This is a genomic window from Streptomyces bacillaris, from assembly GCF_003268675.1.
GTDB classification, from domain to species: domain Bacteria; phylum Actinomycetota; class Actinomycetes; order Streptomycetales; family Streptomycetaceae; genus Streptomyces; species Streptomyces bacillaris.
In genome coordinates this window covers 551,143-568,498 of sequence record NZ_CP029378.1, presented here as the reverse complement: position 1 = coordinate 568,498, position 17,356 = coordinate 551,143, and the positions used below count along the sequence as shown (strand labels likewise).

The window sequence follows — 17,356 nt, the reverse complement described above, 5'->3', positions numbered from 1 at the left end:
CGGGATCTCACCCGCTCGCTTCCACGGCCAGCCGCGCCTTGTCCGGTTTGCCGACGCCGGTGAGGGGCAGAGCGGGGCGGATGTGGATCCGCGCGGGAACGTGCTTGGGCGAGATGGTGGCCCGGATGTGTTCCGCCAGTCCGTCGGGGGTGGCCGTGCCCGCCTCGCGCAGCACCACGGCGGCGTGCAGGTGCTCGATCCGGTCCCGGTCCCGGACGCAGAAGACGGCGGCCTGGACGACATCGGGATGGGCCAGGAAGGCGTTCTCCACGGTCACCGGATGGATCTTGATGCCATTGGTCTTGATCACCTCACCGATCCGGCCGCGCAGGTGGAGGTAGCCGTCACCGTCGACGAAGCCCAGGTCACCGGTGTGCACCCAGCCGTCCCGTACGGTCCGGGCGGTGAGCTCGGGCTCGGCCACGTACTCGCTCATCGTGAACGGCGACCGTACGCAGACCTCGCCGGTCTCGCCGGGCGGCAGGTCGCGGTGGTCCTCCGGGTCGGTGATCCGGACCCAGCCGGGCATCGGCCGGCCGACCGTGACCCGCAGCCGGGGATCGAGGTGCTCGGCGGGCGAGAGCATGCTGACGAAGCCCGCCTCGCTGGTCGCGTACACCTGGATCAGTACGTCCCCGAAGACCTTGACCGCCTCGCCCAGGCGTTCGGGGGAGGCGGGGGAGCCCACGTACGTGACCATCGTGAGGCTGGAGAGGTCGGTCGAGTCGACCTCCGGGTGGTCCATGAGGAGATACAGCTGGGGAGGGGAGAGCAGCATCCGGGTGATCCCGTGCCGCTCGATGCAGCGCAGCACGTCACCCGGGTCGAAGCCGTCCCGCAGGACCACCGAGCCGCCGGACGCGAGTGAGTCGTCGGCCGTGGCGCCGCTGGAGTGGCTCAGCGGGAGGCAGGCCAGGTAGACCGACCGCCAGCCCATCTGTAATCCGGCGGAGATGAAGCCGTTGCGGGCCCGGAAGTCGAAGGCGATGCCCTTCGGCTCACCGGTCGTCCCGCTCGTGTAGGTCACCACCGCGGGCCGGTCGGGTCCGATCTCGACGGCGTCCGGGGCCAGTGCGTCCGGGTCCCCGGCCGTCAGGTCCAGGACATCGGGGCCGAGATCGCCGAGGGCGGCGAGGGTGAGCGGAGTGCCCAGCCGCTCGCGCAGTTCACGGGCGGCCGCGAGATTCTCCGCGTCGACGGCCAGATACGTCGCACCGGTCTCCCGGAGCACCTTGAGCTTGGCGTCGGCGGCCAGGTGGTCCGCCGGGTCGACCGCGTTGGTGGTGTGCAGATGCACCACCGTGGCCCCGGCCAGATTCGCGGCGTACCGCAGGACCAGGGTCGGGGCGGTGTTGGTGACGGTCAGGATGGCGACCACCGCCCCGCCGTCGATCCCGCCGGCGTGCTGGTGCAGCCCCTGCGCGGCCGACCGGACCAGGGTGGTCAGCTCCGCCGCGGTGAGCGTCCTGTCGCGCCAGGACAGGACGACTTTCTCCGGTTCCGCGGAGATCACCTGAAGGATCTGGCTGACATAGGTTTCGTTCGACGGCATAGGAAACTCCAGTGGTGCCGTGGCGAGGAATTTCCGCAGAGCCTACAACAAGAGAATCGGGTGTACCAGGAGTGCGAATGGAAGAAACGGGTGCGCGGGCGGTAGTGAATTGTCGCAGGCCGCGCCATCGAAGTGATATTCCGCCCTGAGACAATACCCTCTACCGGTTCGGCCCCCGCATCGGTTCGGTCTTCGGAGAAAAGGGTCGTCATGAACCATTACCTGGAGCTCTTCTCGCGGAACATGGGGGAAGGCGGGGCACCGGATGCGAAACGGGAGTTCCTCGAACTCGGCCGACTCGCCGGGAAATTTCCGGCGGCCCGGAGCCTGCGGGACGGGGTCACCTCCGAGATCAGCGTGTGGTGCAGCAACGACTACCTGGGAATGGGCCAGCACCCGCTGGTTCTGGCGGCGACCCGCGAAGCCCTCGACGAGTACGGCGCGGGCTCGGGCGGCTCCCGGAACATCGGCGGGACCAACCACTACCATGTGCTGCTGGAGAAGGAACTCGCGGATCTGCACGGAAAGGCGGACGCCCTTCTCTTCACCTCCGGGTACACCGCCAACGACGGAGCCCTCACGGTCCTCGCCGGCCTGCCGGAGAAATGCGTCGTCTTCTCCGACGAGATGAACCACGCCTCGATCATCGACGGACTCCGCCACAGCGGCGCCGAGAAACGCATTTTCCGCCACAACGACACGGCCCACCTGGAAGAGCTGATATCCGCCACCGATCCCGACCGGCCGAAGATGATCGTCATGGAGTCGGTCTATTCGATGGGGGGTGATGTCGCCCCGCTCGCAGAGATCGCCCGGATCGCCAGCGAGCACGGCGCGATGACCTTCCTCGACGAGGTGCACGCGGTCGGAATGTACGGGCCGGAGGGAGCCGGTATCGCCGCGGGCCTGGGCATTGCCGACGAGTTCACCGTCATCATGGGAACGCTCGCCAAGGGATTCGGCACCACCGGGGGATACATCGCCGGACCCGCCGAGCTGGTCGACGCGGTGCGCGGCCTCTCCCGCCCCTTCATCTTCACCACCGCCCTGCCCCCGGCGGTCGCGGCGGGCGCGCTCGCCGCGGTCCGGCACCTGCGCACCTCGGAGGAGGAACGCGACCGGCTCCGCGAGAACGCGCGGCTGACGCACCGCCTGCTCAGGGAACGCGGCATCCCCTTCCTCTCCGACGGATCCCACATCGTCTCGATCTTCGTCGGGGACGACGCACTCGCCCGGCGGATCTCCGCACTGCTGCTGGCCCGCCACGGCATCTACGTCCAGGCGATCAACGCACCGAGCGTGCGCGTGGGCCAGGAGATCCTCAGGAGCGCACCCGGCGCCGTCCACGAGCCCGCGGAGGTCGAGGGGTTCGTCACGGCGCTGGACGGTATCTGGCGGGAACTGGGGGTGACGCGGGCTCAGGGCCCGCACCGGTCCCCCGGAACGGACGGCTGACCCGCCCGCTGCTCCCCGAGGGGTGCGCGGCTCTCTTGTGCGTCACCGCCCCACGACCCGCCCGCTCCCCGTACCCGCATCCTGTCGCGGCCTGCGATATCGGGCCGCTATGCGACCTCGGCAAGATCGACGTCGCAGGTCCGGTGGCGGTAACCCGCAGGCCATGACGAAGGCGTCCCGGCCGACGCACGACCCCGTGGCAGCGGGCACCCCGCCACGGTCCGGTGACTGATGGTCCTGCTCGCCGCGAAGGAGTCCGAGAACACGATGGCGCACCCCGAAGGTACGGAAGCACCGCTGCTGTGGACGCTGGCCGGCAACGGCAAGGAGTCGCTGGCGGCCGGTGCGCGCGGCCTGCACACGTACCTGGCCGGTCGTGACGACTGGAGCCCCCAGGACATCGCGCTCACCCTCGCGCGCACCGCTTCCGAGGGGAGCCGGCGGGCGGCGCTGGTGGCGGACGGCCGGGACGGATTCCTGCGGCGGCTGGACGCGCTGGCCGACGGCAGGAGCACGCCCGGCCTGCTGGAGGGCGCCGCCGGAGCCGGCGGCCGGGTCGCCTTCGTGTTTCCCGGACAGGGCGCGCAGTGGCCCCGCATGGCGGTGGACCTGCTGGACACCTCCACGGTGTTCCGCGACCGGATGGACGCGTGCGCGCAGGCCCTGGAACCGTACGTCGACTGGTCGCCCCTCGACGTGCTCCGCGCCCCGGACGCGCCGGGCGCACCCGCCGGGGACCGGGCCGACGTGGTGCAGCCCCTGCTGTTTGCCGTGACGGTGTCGCTCGCCGCGCTGTGGCGCTCCCACGGTGTGGAACCGGCCGCCGTGCTCGGGCACAGCGTCGGAGAGGTCACCGCCGCCGCGGTCTCCGGCGCGCTCTCCCTCGACGACTCCGCGCGGGTGGTGGCCCTGTGGAGCCAGGCCCAGGCGACCCTGGCCGGGCAGGGCGACATGGTCTCCGTCATGGCCCCGGCCGCCGAGGTCGAGCCGAGGCTGCGCAGCTGGGAGGGCCGCCTCGTCGTCGCCGCGCACAACGGCCCCCGGTCCGTGATCGTCTCCGGCGACCGCGACGCCGCGGCCGAACTCCTCGACAGCCTGGCCGCGGACGCGGTGCACGCACGGCGGATCGCCGTGGGCCTGGCCGCCCATTCCCCTCACATCGACGCGATCATCCCCCGGATGCGCGCCGACCTCGCCCCGATCCGCCCCCGTACACCGCACCTGCCCTACTACTCCGGACTGACCGGCGGACGACTGGACGCCCCGGTGCTGGACGCCGACTACTGGTGCCGCAACCTGCGCAACACGGTCAGGTTCCACCAGGCGGCCGGGGCCCTGCTGCGGGACGGGCACGGTGTCCTGCTGGAGGTCAGCCCGCACACCGTGCTGACCTCCGCCCTCACGGACTGCGTGGAGGAACACGGCGCCGAGGCCGCCGTCCTCGGGACACTGCGCCGCGACCAGGACGGTCCTGGCCGGTTCCTGACCTCGCTCGGCGACCTGTACGTACGCGGAGTCACCCCGCAACGGGAAGCACCCTCCGCCGTGGAGCACGCCCGGATGCCGGAACTGCCTGCGGCAGTCCTGGCCGCGCTCGCGAAAACCGGCCCGGCGGACGTCGACGGGCCGGACGGTACGGGCGGTGACGGGGACGCCGCCACCGCGTTCCGCGCGGAGCTGGCCGCCATGGACGTACAAGAGCGGCGCGCCGCGCTGGCACGGCTCGTGGGCGAGGAGATCGCCGCGCTGACCGGGCGGTCCGATCCCGTCCCCGCCGAACTGGCCTTCCTCGACCTGGGATTCGACTCCGTCACCGCCGTGGAGCTGCGCAACCGGCTGGGCGCGGCGACGGCGCTGCGCATCCCGGCGACGGTCGTCTTCGACTGCCCGACCCCGGCGGCCCTGACCGCCTACCTCAGCGCCGAGATCAGCGGCGACCGGCCCGATACGGGCGCGGACACGGTCGAGCCGGTGCGGCGGCGTCCCGCGGACGACGACCCCGTGGTGATCGTCGGCATGGGCTGCCGCTACCCCGGCGGTGTCGGCAGCCCCGACGAACTCTGGGAGCTGGTGTCCGCAGGCGCCGACGCCGTCTCCGCGCTCCCCGACGACCGGGGCTGGGACACCGCCGGACGGTACGACCCGACACCGGGGACGCCGGGCCGTTACTACCAGCGGGAGGCGGGTTCGCTCGCCGGTGCGGCCGATTTCGACGCTGAGTTCTTCGGCATCTCGCCGCGCGAGGCGGCGGCGATGGACCCGCAGCAGCGGGTGCTGCTGGAGACGACCTGGGAGGTGCTGGAGCGGGCCGGGATCGACCCCGCCACCCTGCGGCGGACCCCGACGGGCGTCTACGTCGGGGCGATGACCATGGATTACGGCCCCTCTCTCGAACAGGGCGCCGACGAGGGCGGCCACCTGCTGACCGGCAACACCGGAAGCGTCGCATCGGGCCGGCTGGCCTACACCCTCGGGCTGGAGGGAGCGGCGGTCACGGTGGACACGGCGTGCTCGTCCTCGCTGGTGGCCCTGCATCTCGCGGTACGGGCGCTGCGCTCGGGCGAGTGCTCGCTCGCCCTGGCCGGCGGAGCGACCGTGATGTCCACGGTCGGCATGCTCGTGGAGTTCAGCCGTCAGGGCGGTCTGGCCCCGGACGGCCGCTGCAAGGCGTTCGCGGCGGCTGCCGACGGCTTCGGCCTGGCCGAGGGCGTGGGGATGCTGCTGCTGGAGCGGTTATCCAATGCGCGGCGTCACGGGCATCCGGTGCTGGCGGTGGTACGGGGTTCGGCCACGAACCAGGACGGTGCGAGCAACGGCCTGACGGCGCCGAGCGGTCCGTCGCAGCAGCGGGTGATCCGTGCGGCGTTGGCGGACGCGGGGCTGGTGGCGTCGGATGTGGATGTGGTGGAGGCGCACGGTACGGGGACCCGGTTGGGTGATCCGATCGAGGCGCAGGCGCTGCTGGCGACGTACGGCCAGGACCGGCCCGGGGACCGTCCGGTCTGGATCGGCTCACTGAAGTCCAACATCGGCCATACCCAGGCCGCGGCGGGTGTGGGCGGTGTCATCAAGTCGGTGCTGGCGATCCGGTACGGCGTGATGCCGAAGACACTGCACGTGGACGGTCCGACGCCTGAGGTGGACTGGTCGGCGGGGGCCGGGCAGTTGCTCACGGAGGCTCGCACGTGGGACGACGCGGGCCGTCCGCGCCGGGCCGGGGTCTCCTCCTTCGGCATCAGCGGGACCAACGCCCACGTGATCCTGGAGGCCGCCCCGGCCGAGGCTCCGGCCGGGACGGTGGAGGAGGCCCGTCGGCGTCCTGGGGCAGTGGTGTGGCCGGTGTCGGCGCGCAGTGCGGAGGCCCTGCGGGCGCAGGCGGGCGCGTTGGCGGCACGGGTGGTGGCGGAGCCCGCCCTCGATGCGGTGGACGTGGGCTACTCGCTGGCGGTGGGGCGTGCCTCCTTCGAGCACCGCGCGGCGGTGGTGGGCGGCGACCGGAGCGAGCTGCTCCGTGGGGTGAGGGCGCTGGCGGAGGGGCGTTCGGCCCAGGGGCCGGGGCTGGTGCGGGGCGGTGGGGTGTCGTCGGGTCGTTCGGTCCTCGTTTTCCCGGGTCAGGGGTCGCAGTGGGTGGGGATGGCTGCGGAGTTGTTGGGGGAGTCGGAGGTCTTCGCCGGGCGGATGGCGGAGTGTGAACGGGCTCTGGGGCCTTACGTCGACTGGTCGTTGGCCGAGGCGCTGGGTTCGGAGCGGTTGTTGGCGCGGGTTGATGTGGTGCAGCCGGTGTTGTGGGCCGTGATGGTGTCGCTGGCCGAGGTGTGGCGGTCGTTCGGGGTGGTGCCGGACGCTGTGGTGGGTCATTCGCAGGGTGAGGTGGCCGCTGCCTGTGTGGCGGGTGGATTGAGTTTGGACGACGGGGCGCGTGTCGTCGCTTTGCGCTCCCGTGCGGTGGGGGTGTTGGCGGGGCGTGGCGGTATGGCGTCGGTGCCGTTGTCGGTGGACGTGGTGCGTGAGCGCATCGCCGGGTGGGCGGGGCGATTGTCGGTCGCGGCGGTCAACGGACCTCTGTCGACAGTGGTTTCGGGTGACGCGGACGCCGTTTCCGGGCTTCTCGAAGAACTTGCCGGTGAGGGTGTCCGGGCCCGTCGTGTCGAGGTGGATTACGCGTCGCACTCCTCTCATGTGGAGGAGATCCGCGAGCAGTTGCTCGCCGACCTGAAGGACATCACCTCGCGCTCGGGCTCGGTGCCGTTCTATTCGAGCGTGACCGGTGGCCTGTTGGACACGAAGGGCCTGGACGCGGAGTACTGGTACCGGAATCTGCGCGAGACCGTCGAGTTCGGGAAGGCGACGGAGGCGCTGTTGGGGGAGGGGTTCCGGTTCTTCGTCGAGGCCAGCCCGCATCCGGTGCTGGGTGTGGCGGTGGGGGAGTCCGTGGAGGCCGCTGGTGTGGAGGCGGCGGTGCTGGGGACGCTCCGGCGTGATGAGGGTGGCCCGGAGCAGGTGTTGCGCGCGGTGGGCCGTGCCTGGGAGTGCGGACTGCACGTGGACTGGTCGGGGGCGTTCCCGGGGGCACGGCGGGTCGAGTTGCCGACGTACGCCTTCCAGCGCAGCCGCTACTGGCTGACCGCCCCCGCCGCCGTCCCGGCCGCCCCCGCCGAGGACCGCTGGGACGAGCTGGAATCGCAGGACCCCGCACAGCTCGCGGAGACCCTAGGGGTCGGCCGTGCGGCCCTGGACGAAGTCCTGCCCGCCCTGGCGAGCTGGCGCTCCGTCAGAAGCCGTGAGCGCAAGGCCGATTCCTGGCGCTACCACGTCGCCTGGGCACCCCTGTCGGTCGCACCGGTGGACGGTCTCGCCGGTCGCTGGCTCGCCCTGTGCCCCGAGGGCGACGACGCGGCGGCCGTCCTGGACGCCCTCGGTGAGGCCGGGGCCGACCTCCTCCCGTGTGTCGTCGACGATCCGGGCGCGACCCGCGGACAACTGGCCGCTCTGCTCACCGAGACCGCCGGGGAGCAGCCGATCGCCGGAGTGCTCTCCCTGCTCTCCTGGGAGGAGCGCCCCCACCCCGACCACCCTGACCTGCCCGGTGGTCCGGCGCTGACCCTCGCGCTGGCCCAGGCGCTGGAGGACACGGGCATCGACGCCCGGCTCTGGACGCTGACGAAGGGAACGGCGGTCCTCGGCGGCGCTGAGCGGCCCGGGCACGTCGGCCAGGCCGCGTCCGCCGCCCTGGGCCGGACGCTGGCACTGGAGCACCCCCATCGCCCGGGCGGTCTGGTCGATCTGCCCGAGGTGCTGGACGTACGGGCGGCCCGCCGCCTGTGCGCGGTGCTCGCGGGAGCCGTGGCCGACGAGGAACAGGTGGCGGTGCGCTCCACCGGGGTCCACGGACGCCGCCTCCGGCCCGCCCCGCCGTCCGTGGTGCCGAAGGCCGGTGAAGGGGGCGCTGCCACCCGGGCACGTACGCACCCGCTGTGGAAGGGGACGGTCCTCGTCACCGGTGGTACCGGTGGCGTCGGCTCGCACACGGCGCGCTGGCTCGCGGGCCAGGGCGCGGAGCGGCTGCTGCTGGTCAGCCGCCGCGGTGCCGACACGCCCGGTACGGACGAGCTGCGGGCGGAACTGACGGCGCTCGGCGCCGAAGTGGCCTTCGCGGCCTGCGACGTGGCCGACCCGGCCGCACTGGCGGCGCTGGTCGCCGGCATCCCGGCGCGCTACCCGCTCTCCGCCGTCGTCCACGCGGCGGGCGTCCTCGACGACGGTGTGCTCGACGCGCTGGACCCCGCGCGGCTCGCCCTGGTGCTGCGCGCCAAGCTGACCGCCGCACGCAACCTGCACGAGGCCACCGCGGATCTCGGCCTGTCGGCCTTCGTGGTGTTCTCGTCGGTGATGGGCGTCGTCGGCAACGCCGGGCAGGGCAACTACGCCGCCGCCAACGCCGCCGTGGACGCACTCGTCGCCGCCCGCCGGGCGGCCGGGCTGCCCGGTACGTCCGTGGCCTGGGGAGCCTGGGCCGGGCCGGGCATGCTGGCGGACGAAGTCGCCGCGCGGCTGGGGGACTTCGGCATGCCGGTGATGGAGCCCGAAACGGCCGTCACCGCGATCGGCCGGGCACTCGCGGAGGACGACGCGCTGGTGGTGGTCGCGGACGTCGACTGGCGGCGCTTCGCCACGAGCACGGGTCTGCGGTCCGCCGCCCTGCTCGACGGGATACCGGACCCGGCCGCCGCCGGGCCCGCCCCCGGCACCACCGCACCGTCGGCGGCCCGGGAGACCGGCGGCTCCGCCGGCGCGTTGCGGCAGCGGATCGCCGTACTTCCGCGCCACGAGGACCGGGTCAGGGCCCTCACCGAACTGGTACGCGCCCACGCGGCGACGGTCCTGCGCCACCCCGACGCCGACGCGGTCCGGTCCACGAAGGCGTTCTCCGCGCTCGGCTTCGACTCGCTGACGGCGGTCGAACTGCGCAACCGGCTCGCCGCCGCCACCGGACTGGCCCTGCCCGCCGCCGTCCTGTTCGACCATCCCACGCCGTCGGCACTGGCCGACCGGCTGCTCGCGGACCTGGATCTGGGCCTGGACCCGGACCTGCCGGACGCGGCGAGCGGCACGGCCAGGTCCGCCCGATCCGCCGGTGCCGAGGCCGGGCAGACGGCGGAGCCCGGCAGCGGCGAGCCGATCGCGATCGTCGGCATGGGCTGCCGCTTCCCCGGTGGGGTCGCGCGGCCCGAGGACTTCTGGCACCTGGTCTCGAAGGGCATCGACGCCGTCGGTGACTGGCCGTCGAACCGGGGCTGGGACACCGAGGGGCTGTACGACCCCGACCCCGACCGCCCCGGCACCACGTACAGCAGGCAGGGCGGCTTCCTCCACGATGTGCCCGATTTCGACGCGGAGTTCTTCGGCATCTCACCGCGCGAGGCTCTCGCCATGGACCCGCAGCAGCGGCTGCTCCTGGAGACCGCCTGGGAGGCGGTCGAGGGCGCCGGGCAGGACCCGACCGCGCTGAAGGAGCGGCAGGTCGGCGTCTACATCGGTACCAACGGCCAGGACTACTCCGCGCTGCTGGAGGGAGCCGAGGGGATCTCCGAGGGCCATCTGCTGACCGGGAACACGGCCAGTGTGCTGTCGGGGCGGCTGTCCTACGTCCTCGGCCTCCAGGGGCCCTCGCTCACCGTCGACACCGCGTGCTCCTCCTCACTGGTGGCGCTGCACCTGGCCGTGCAGGCGCTGCGGCGCGGCGACTGCGAGCAGGCTCTCGCGGGCGGGGTGTCCGTGATGAGCACCCCGCGTCTCTTCGTGGAGTTCAGCCGTCAGCGCGGGCTCGCCGCCGACGGACGGTGCAAGGCGTTCTCGGCGGACGCGGACGGTACGGGCTGGGGCGAGGGCGCCGGAGTGCTGCTGCTGGAGCGCCACAGCGACGCCCTGCGCCACGGCCACCCCGTACTCGCGCTGATCAGCGGCACCGCCGTGAACCAGGACGGCGCCAGCAACGGGCTCACCGCACCCAACGGCCCGTCCCAGCAGCAGGTCATCCGCGCCGCCCTGGCCGACGCCGAGCTGCAGGCCGGCCAGATCGACGCGATCGAGGCCCACGGTACGGGGACGAAGCTCGGCGATCCCATCGAAGCGCAGGCGCTCCAGGCCGTCCACGGACCGGCCCGCCCGGCGGACCGCCCGCTGTGGCTCGGCTCGGTGAAGTCGAACATCGGCCACACCCAGGCCGCCGCCGGGGTGGCCGGGGTGATGAAGATGGTGTTGGCCATCCGCCACGGCGAACTGCCGGGAACCCTGCACGCCGGGACGCCCAACCCCCACGTGGACTGGTCCGGCGGCGGCATCCGCCTGCTCACCGCGCACACCCCGTGGCCGGAGACCGGTAGCCCGCGCCGGGCGGGCGTGTCGTCGTTCGGCATCAGCGGCACCAACGCGCACGTGATCATCGAGCAGGCTCCTGCCCTCGCGGCCGTGCCCGCCCTGGACCGGGCCGATGCTCCGGATCGGGCCGATGTTCCGGGCCGTACGGATGCTCAGGATCGGGCCCATGCTCCGGGCCGTGCCGAAGCTCCGGATCGGGTCGACGCCCAGGGTCGGGGCGACGCTTTGGGCCGTACCGATGTCCCGGGCCCTGCCGATGCTCCGGATCTGAACGGCGTCCAGGGCCGGGGCGACGCTCTGGGCCGTACCGATGCTCCGGATCTGATCGACGCCCAGGGCCGGGCTGATGCCCCCGGACGGATCGGCGCTCCGGTCCTGGCCGACGCTCAGGACGGGACCGGCACCCCGGACGTGCCCGCCTCGGACACCGTCGCCACCGCCGCGACAGCCCTCGCGGCGGTCAACGCCACCCCCACCGCCCGCCGTACCGGCCCGCCCGTCCCGCTGCTGCTCTCGGCCAGGACCCCCGAGGCCCTGCGGGCCCAGGCCGGCCGGCTGGTGAGCCGGTTCGATGCCGACCCGGACCTCGAACCGGCGGACGTCGCCTACTCGCTCGCCACGGGACGAGCCCCGCTCGAACACCGGGCCGCCGTCCTGGGGCGGGACCGGGCGGCCGTCCGGCGCACGCTCACCGCGCTCGCGCGCGGCACGTCGGCGGGCCGGCTGCTCACCGGCGGCGCCGTACGCTCCGGCCGGACCGCCTTCCTCTTCCCGGGACAGGGCAGCCAGCGGGCCGGAGCGGGTGCGGAGCTCTACCGCGACGACCCGGTGTTCGCCGACGCCCTCGACGAGGTGCTGACCGGCCTGGACCCGCACCTCGACCTCCCCCTGCGCGACGTCCTGTTCGCCGCACCCGGAACACCCGGTGCGGAGCTGCTCGACCGCACCCGGTACACCCAGCCCGCGCTGTTCGCCCTGGAGACGGCGCTGTTCCGGCTCGTACGGCACTGGGGTGTGCGGCCCGACCTGCTGATGGGGCACTCCATCGGTGAACTCGCCGCCGCCCACGCGGCGGGCGTCCTGGACCTGCCCGACGCCTGCGCGCTGGTGGCGGCCCGGGGACGGCTGATGGACGAACTGCCCGAGGGCGGGGCGATGGTGGCGGTGGAGGCCACCGAGGACGAAGTACGCCGGGCCCTGCTGGACGACCGCACCGGGCACCCCGCCCCGGAGCGGGAGGAGGACCGGGACGGGGTGGACATCGCCGCCGTCAACGGGCCCGCATCGGTGGTCCTGTCCGGTGACGCGGACGCGGTACGGCGCCTGGCCGGGGCGTTCCGCTCCCGGGGACGGCGGACCCGGCGCCTGAGCGTGAGCCACGCGTTCCACTCCGCCCGGATGGACGGGATGCTCGACGCGTTCCGGGACGTGGCCGAGTCGCTGACGTACCACGCTCCCGGCATCGAGATCGTCTCCAACCTGACCGGGCGTACGGCCACGGCCGCGGAGCTGCGCTCTCCCGACCACTGGGTACGCCACGTCCGGGGGACCGTGCGCTTCCTGGAAGGGGCCCGTCGGCTGCGGGCCGAGGGCGCGACGACGTACGTCGAGATCGGACCGGGCGGTGTGCTGTCCGGCATGCTCCACGGCTGCCTCTCCGCCCCCGACCCCGAACCCGACGCCGGCCTCGATCCCGACCTAGGCCCCACCTCCACCCCTGCCCCCGACCCCGGCGACACCGGGACGGTGCCGCTGCTGCGTGACGGCCGTGACGAGCCGGACGCGGTCCGCACCGCACTCGCATCGCTCCACCTGCGGGGCGTGGAGGTGGACTGGTCGGTGGGCTGGAGCGGCACCGACGTACGGCGGGTCGACCTGCCCACCTACGCCTTCCAGCGCAGGCGCTTCTGGCCGGAGGCCGCCCCGGACCCGGCCCCCGCCGCCTGGCGCCGCCGGGGCAGCGCAGGTCCCGCCGGACCCCGCCGCTACCGCATCGCCTGGGAGCAGCTCGCCGTACCCGAGGAGCGCCGCCTCTCCGGTCGCTGGCTGCTCGTCACCCCGGACGGGCCCGGTGCCGAGGACACCGCACTCGCCTGCGAACAGGCCCTCGCCGGGCACGGCGCCGACGTGGTCGTGATGCGGGTCGGGGCCGCCGTGGAGCGCACTGAACTGGCCCTGATGCTGCCGGAGTTCGGCACACTGGCGGGTGTTCTGTCCCTGCTGGCCCTGGCCGAGGACCCCCACCCCGGTCCGCAGACGCCGGACGCCTGCCTGACCGGGACCCTGCTGCTGCTCCAGGCCCTGGGCGACAGCGGCATCGACGCCCCCCTGTGGTGCGCCACCCGTGGTGCGGTGGCGGCCGACGGCACGGAGGAGGTCCGTCCCGGGCAGGCTCAGGTGTGGGGCCTGGGCCGGGTGGCGGCACTGGAGCACCCGCTGCGCTGGGGCGGCCTGGTCGACCTGCCGGACCCGCTGGACGGGCCCGCGCTGGACGGGCTGTGCGCGGTGCTGGCCGGACGGGACGGCGAGGACCAGGTGGCCGTACGCGCTCCCGTACCGCTCGGCCGCCGGCTCGTCCCCGCGCCGGAGCCCGCGGCACCCGCGCCCGCACCGTGGACACCGCGCGGCACGGTCCTCGTCACCGGCGGCACCGGCGGCCTCGGCGGCCAAGTGGCGCGCTGGCTCGCGGAGCGCGGCGCGGAACACCTCGTGCTCCTCGGCCGACGGGGCCCCGAGGCCCCCGGAGCCGACGAGCTGACCGACGCCCTGGCGGCGCTCGGCGCCCGGAGCACCGTACTGGCCTGCGACGTCGCCGACCGCGCCGCACTGGAACGGGTCCTGGAGCAACTGCACGACGCGGGCGAGACCGTACGGGCCGTGGTGCACACCGCCGGACTCACCTCGGACACCCCGCTGATGGACTGCACACCGGAGGAACTGGCCCGGCTGACGGCGGCCAAGACGCGTGGCGCGGCCCACCTCGACGCCCTGTTCGACGGCCGCCCCCTGGACGCCTTCGTCCTGTTCTCCTCGATCTCGGGCACCTGGGGCAGCGGCGGCCAGGGCGCGTACGCGGCGGCCAACGCCTACCTGGACGGCCTCGCCGCCGCGAGGCGCGGCCGGGGCCTGACGGCGACCTCGGTGGCCTGGGGCCCCTGGGCCGGTGCGGGCATGGCCGCCGGCGCCGTGGGCGAAGGACTGCGCCGTCACGGGCTGGTGCCGATGGCCCCCGAGGCGGCCCTCTCCGCGCTCGGCCTGGCGCTCGCCCTGGACGAGGGCGAAACGGTCGTCGCCGAGCTGGACTGGAACCGCTTCGCGCCCACCTTCGGTTCGGTACGGGACAGCGCGCTGCTGCGCGGCCTGCCGACCGCCCCGGAGCCCCGGGCGGCGGATGCCTCCGCAGGGTCCGGACCCGGTACGGGCGGCGAACCGCCGTGGCGGCACCGGCTGAGCCGACTGTCCGAGCCCGAGGGCCGCAAACTGCTGACGGAGCTGGTCCGGAGCGAAGCGGCCACCGTGCTGGGCCACGACTCGGCCGCCGGATTCGCCGCCGACCGCCCGTTCCGTGAGGTCGGCTTCGACTCGCTCACCGCCGTCGAACTCCGCAACCGGCTGGTCTCGGCGACCGCCCTGCCGCTCGCGCTGACCTCCGTCTTCGACCACCCGACGGCCGCCGCCCTTGCCGCGCACCTCTTCACCGAGCTGAACGGCACGGAACGGAACGCCGATGGCACGACCGGTACCAGCGGTACGACCGGCACGGCCGAGGCGGGCTCCGCGGCCGCCGTCGGTGGTGCCGCCGGGCCCGTGGCGGCCGATGAGCCCCTGGCGATCGTCTCGATGGCCTGCCGGTTCCCGGGCGGGGTCCGCTCGCCCGACGACCTCTGGCGGCTGGTGGCCGACGGAGTGGACGCGGTCACCGAGCTGCCCGCCGACCGCGGCTGGTCGCTGGAGACCCTCTACGACCCCGACCCCCTGAACCCGGGCACCTTCTACACCACCGGCGGCGGATTCCTGGACGGGGCGGCCGAGTTCGACGCGGAGTTCTTCGGCATCTCCCCGCGAGAAGCCCTGGCCATGGACCCGCAGCAGCGACTGCTGCTCGAGACCAGCTGGGAGGCGCTGGAGCGGGCGGGGCTCGATCCCTCGTCGGTACGCGGCAGCGAGGGCGGCGTCTACGTCGGCGTCGCCGCCCAGGGCTACGGCACCGGCCCGCAGAACCCGGCCGACGAGATCGAGGGGCACCTCCTCAGCGGCACGGTCACCAGCGTCGCCTCCGGCCGTATCGCCTACACCCTCGGACTCGGCGGCCCCGCCGTCACCGTGGAGACGGCCTGCTCGTCCTCGCTGGTGGCCCTGCACCTGGCCGGCCAGGCACTGCGCGCCGGTGACTGCTCGTTCGCCCTGGTCGGCGGCGCCGCGGTGATGGCGAGCCCGGACGTCTTCGTCGAGTTCAGCCGCCAGCAGGGCCTGTCGCCCGACGGCCGCTGCCGCTCCTTCGCCGAAGGGGCGAACGGTACGGGCTGGGGTGAAGGGGTGGGCGTCCTGCTCGTGGAACGGCTCTCCGACGCGCGCCGCCTCGGCCATCCGGTCCTCGCCCTCGTCCGGGGCACCGCCGTGAACCAGGACGGTGCCAGCAACGGCCTCACCGCCCCGAGCGGCCCCGCACAGCAGCGGGTGATCAGGTCCGCGCTGGCCACGGCGGGGCTGTCCGGCGCCGAGATCGACCTGGTCGAGGCGCACGGCACCGGCACCGTGCTCGGGGACCCCATCGAGGCCCAGGCGCTGCTGGCCACGTACGGCCAGGACCGGCCCGCCGACCGGCCGTTGTGGCTGGGGTCGCTGAAGTCCAACATCGGCCACACCCAGGCCGCCGCCGGGGTCGCCGGGGTCATCAAGACGGTCCTCGCCCTGCGGCACGGCGTGCTCCCCGGCACCCTGCACGCCCGGGAGGCGTCCAGCCGGGTGGACTGGTCGGCCGGCGCCGTACGGCTGCTCGCGGACGCCCGCCCCTGGGACGCCCCGGACGGGAACCGGCCGCGCCGGGCAGGCGTCTCCGCGTTCGGCATGAGCGGCACCAACGCCCACGCCATCCTGGAGGAAGCACCCGGCGCCGACCGCATCTTGAAGAAAGCACCGGTTGCTGACGGCGTTTTGGAGGACGCCCCCGATGCCGACTCGGTCCTGAAGGGCGCCCCCGACGCCGACTCTGCCCCGGAGGAAGCACTCGGCGCCCCGGCGCCCCACGGCGTGCCCCAGGGCACGTCCGGTGGACCGTCCGGTGACACCGGGACCACGGTTCCGTGGCTGCTCTCCGCCATGACCCCCGCGGCCCTGCGCCGACAGGCGCGCCGACTGGGCGAGCACCTGCGGGCCCACCCCGACGGGGGCATCGCCGGACCCGCCCGCGCGCTCGCCACCACCCGCCCCGCCCTGCCCTTCCGGGCAGCCGCCGTCGGCCGCGACCGCGACGCGCTCCTCGGCCGGCTGGACGCCCTCGCGGCCGGAGAACCCGCGCCCGACACCGTACGGGACCGGGCGCGCGGCGGCCGTACGGTCTTCGTCTTCCCCGGCCAGGGCTCGCAGTGGGCCGGTATGGCCGTCGCGGCGCTCGACGCCTCCGAGGCGTTCGCCACCGCCATCGGCGCCTGCGAACGGGCGCTCGCCCCGCACACCGACTGGTCCCTGACCGAGGTGCTGCGCGGCGCACCCGGTGCCCCGGCACCCGACCGCGTGGACGTCGTCCAGCCGGTGCTCTTCGCCGTGATGGTCGCGCTCGCCGCGCACTGGCGCGACACCGGGATCACCCCGGACGCGGTCGTCGGACACAGCCAGGGCGAGATCGCCGCCGCCTGCGTCGCCGGAGCACTGTCGCTCGACGACGCGGCCCTCGTAGTGGCGCTGCGCAGCCGGGCCCTGCTGAAGCTGGCGGGACGCGGCGGCATGGTGTCCGTCGCCGCCTCCGCCGAGCGCACCACGCGTCTGCTGCCCGCCGGTGGCCGCGTGTGCGTGGCCGCGGTGAACGGCCCCGGAGCCGTGGTCGTCGCCGGGGAGCCCCAGGAGCTGGCCGCCCTGATCGCGGCCTGCGACCGCGAAGGCATCCGGGCCAAGGCGATCCCGGTGGACTACGCGGCCCACTCGGCCCAGGTCGCCGAGATCGAGGACGAACTGCGCGGAGCCCTCACCGGGATACGCCCCCGCGCCTCGGCCGTCCCGATCCACTCGACGGTGACCGGCGAACCCGTCGCCGGGGAGTCGCTCGACGCCGCCTACTGGTACCGCAACCTGCGCGAGCCGGTCGGCTTCGCCGGTGCCACCCGCACCCTGCTGGAGGCGGGTCACACCCTCTTCGTCGAGGTCAGCCCGCACCCGGTGCTGCTCGCCGGGATCGAGGAGGTGGCCGCGGAGGCCGGGAGGGAGGTGTCGGCGGTCGGTACGCTGCGGCGCGGCGACGGCGGCCGGGACCGGCTG

2 protein-coding genes and 1 pseudogene are annotated in these 17,356 nt (G+C 74.0%); 2 read left to right on the top strand and 1 reads right to left on the bottom strand.

Annotation, left to right across the window (positions count from 1 at the left end; translation table 11 throughout):
- Positions 1 to 7 precede the first annotated feature (7 nt).
- Positions 8 to 1,552, bottom strand: coding sequence for a class I adenylate-forming enzyme family protein (locus DJ476_RS02265; protein ID WP_112489677.1), 1,545 nt, complete (start codon positions 1,550 to 1,552; stop codon positions 8 to 10).
- A gap of 210 nt (positions 1,553 to 1,762) precedes the next feature.
- Between DJ476_RS02265 and hemA the strand changes: the two genes are divergently transcribed.
- Both hemA and DJ476_RS02255 read left to right on the top strand, forming a co-directional pair.
- On the top strand, positions 1,763 to 3,007 hold the full coding sequence (hemA, locus tag DJ476_RS02260) for a 5-aminolevulinate synthase (protein ID WP_103421873.1): 1,245 nt from the start codon (positions 1,763 to 1,765) through the stop codon (positions 3,005 to 3,007).
- A 231-nt stretch (positions 3,008 to 3,238) separates the two neighbouring features.
- Positions 3,239 to 17,317: pseudogene (locus DJ476_RS02255) on the top strand (type I polyketide synthase); the annotation flags it as partial.
- Positions 17,318 to 17,356: the final 39 nt, after the last annotated feature.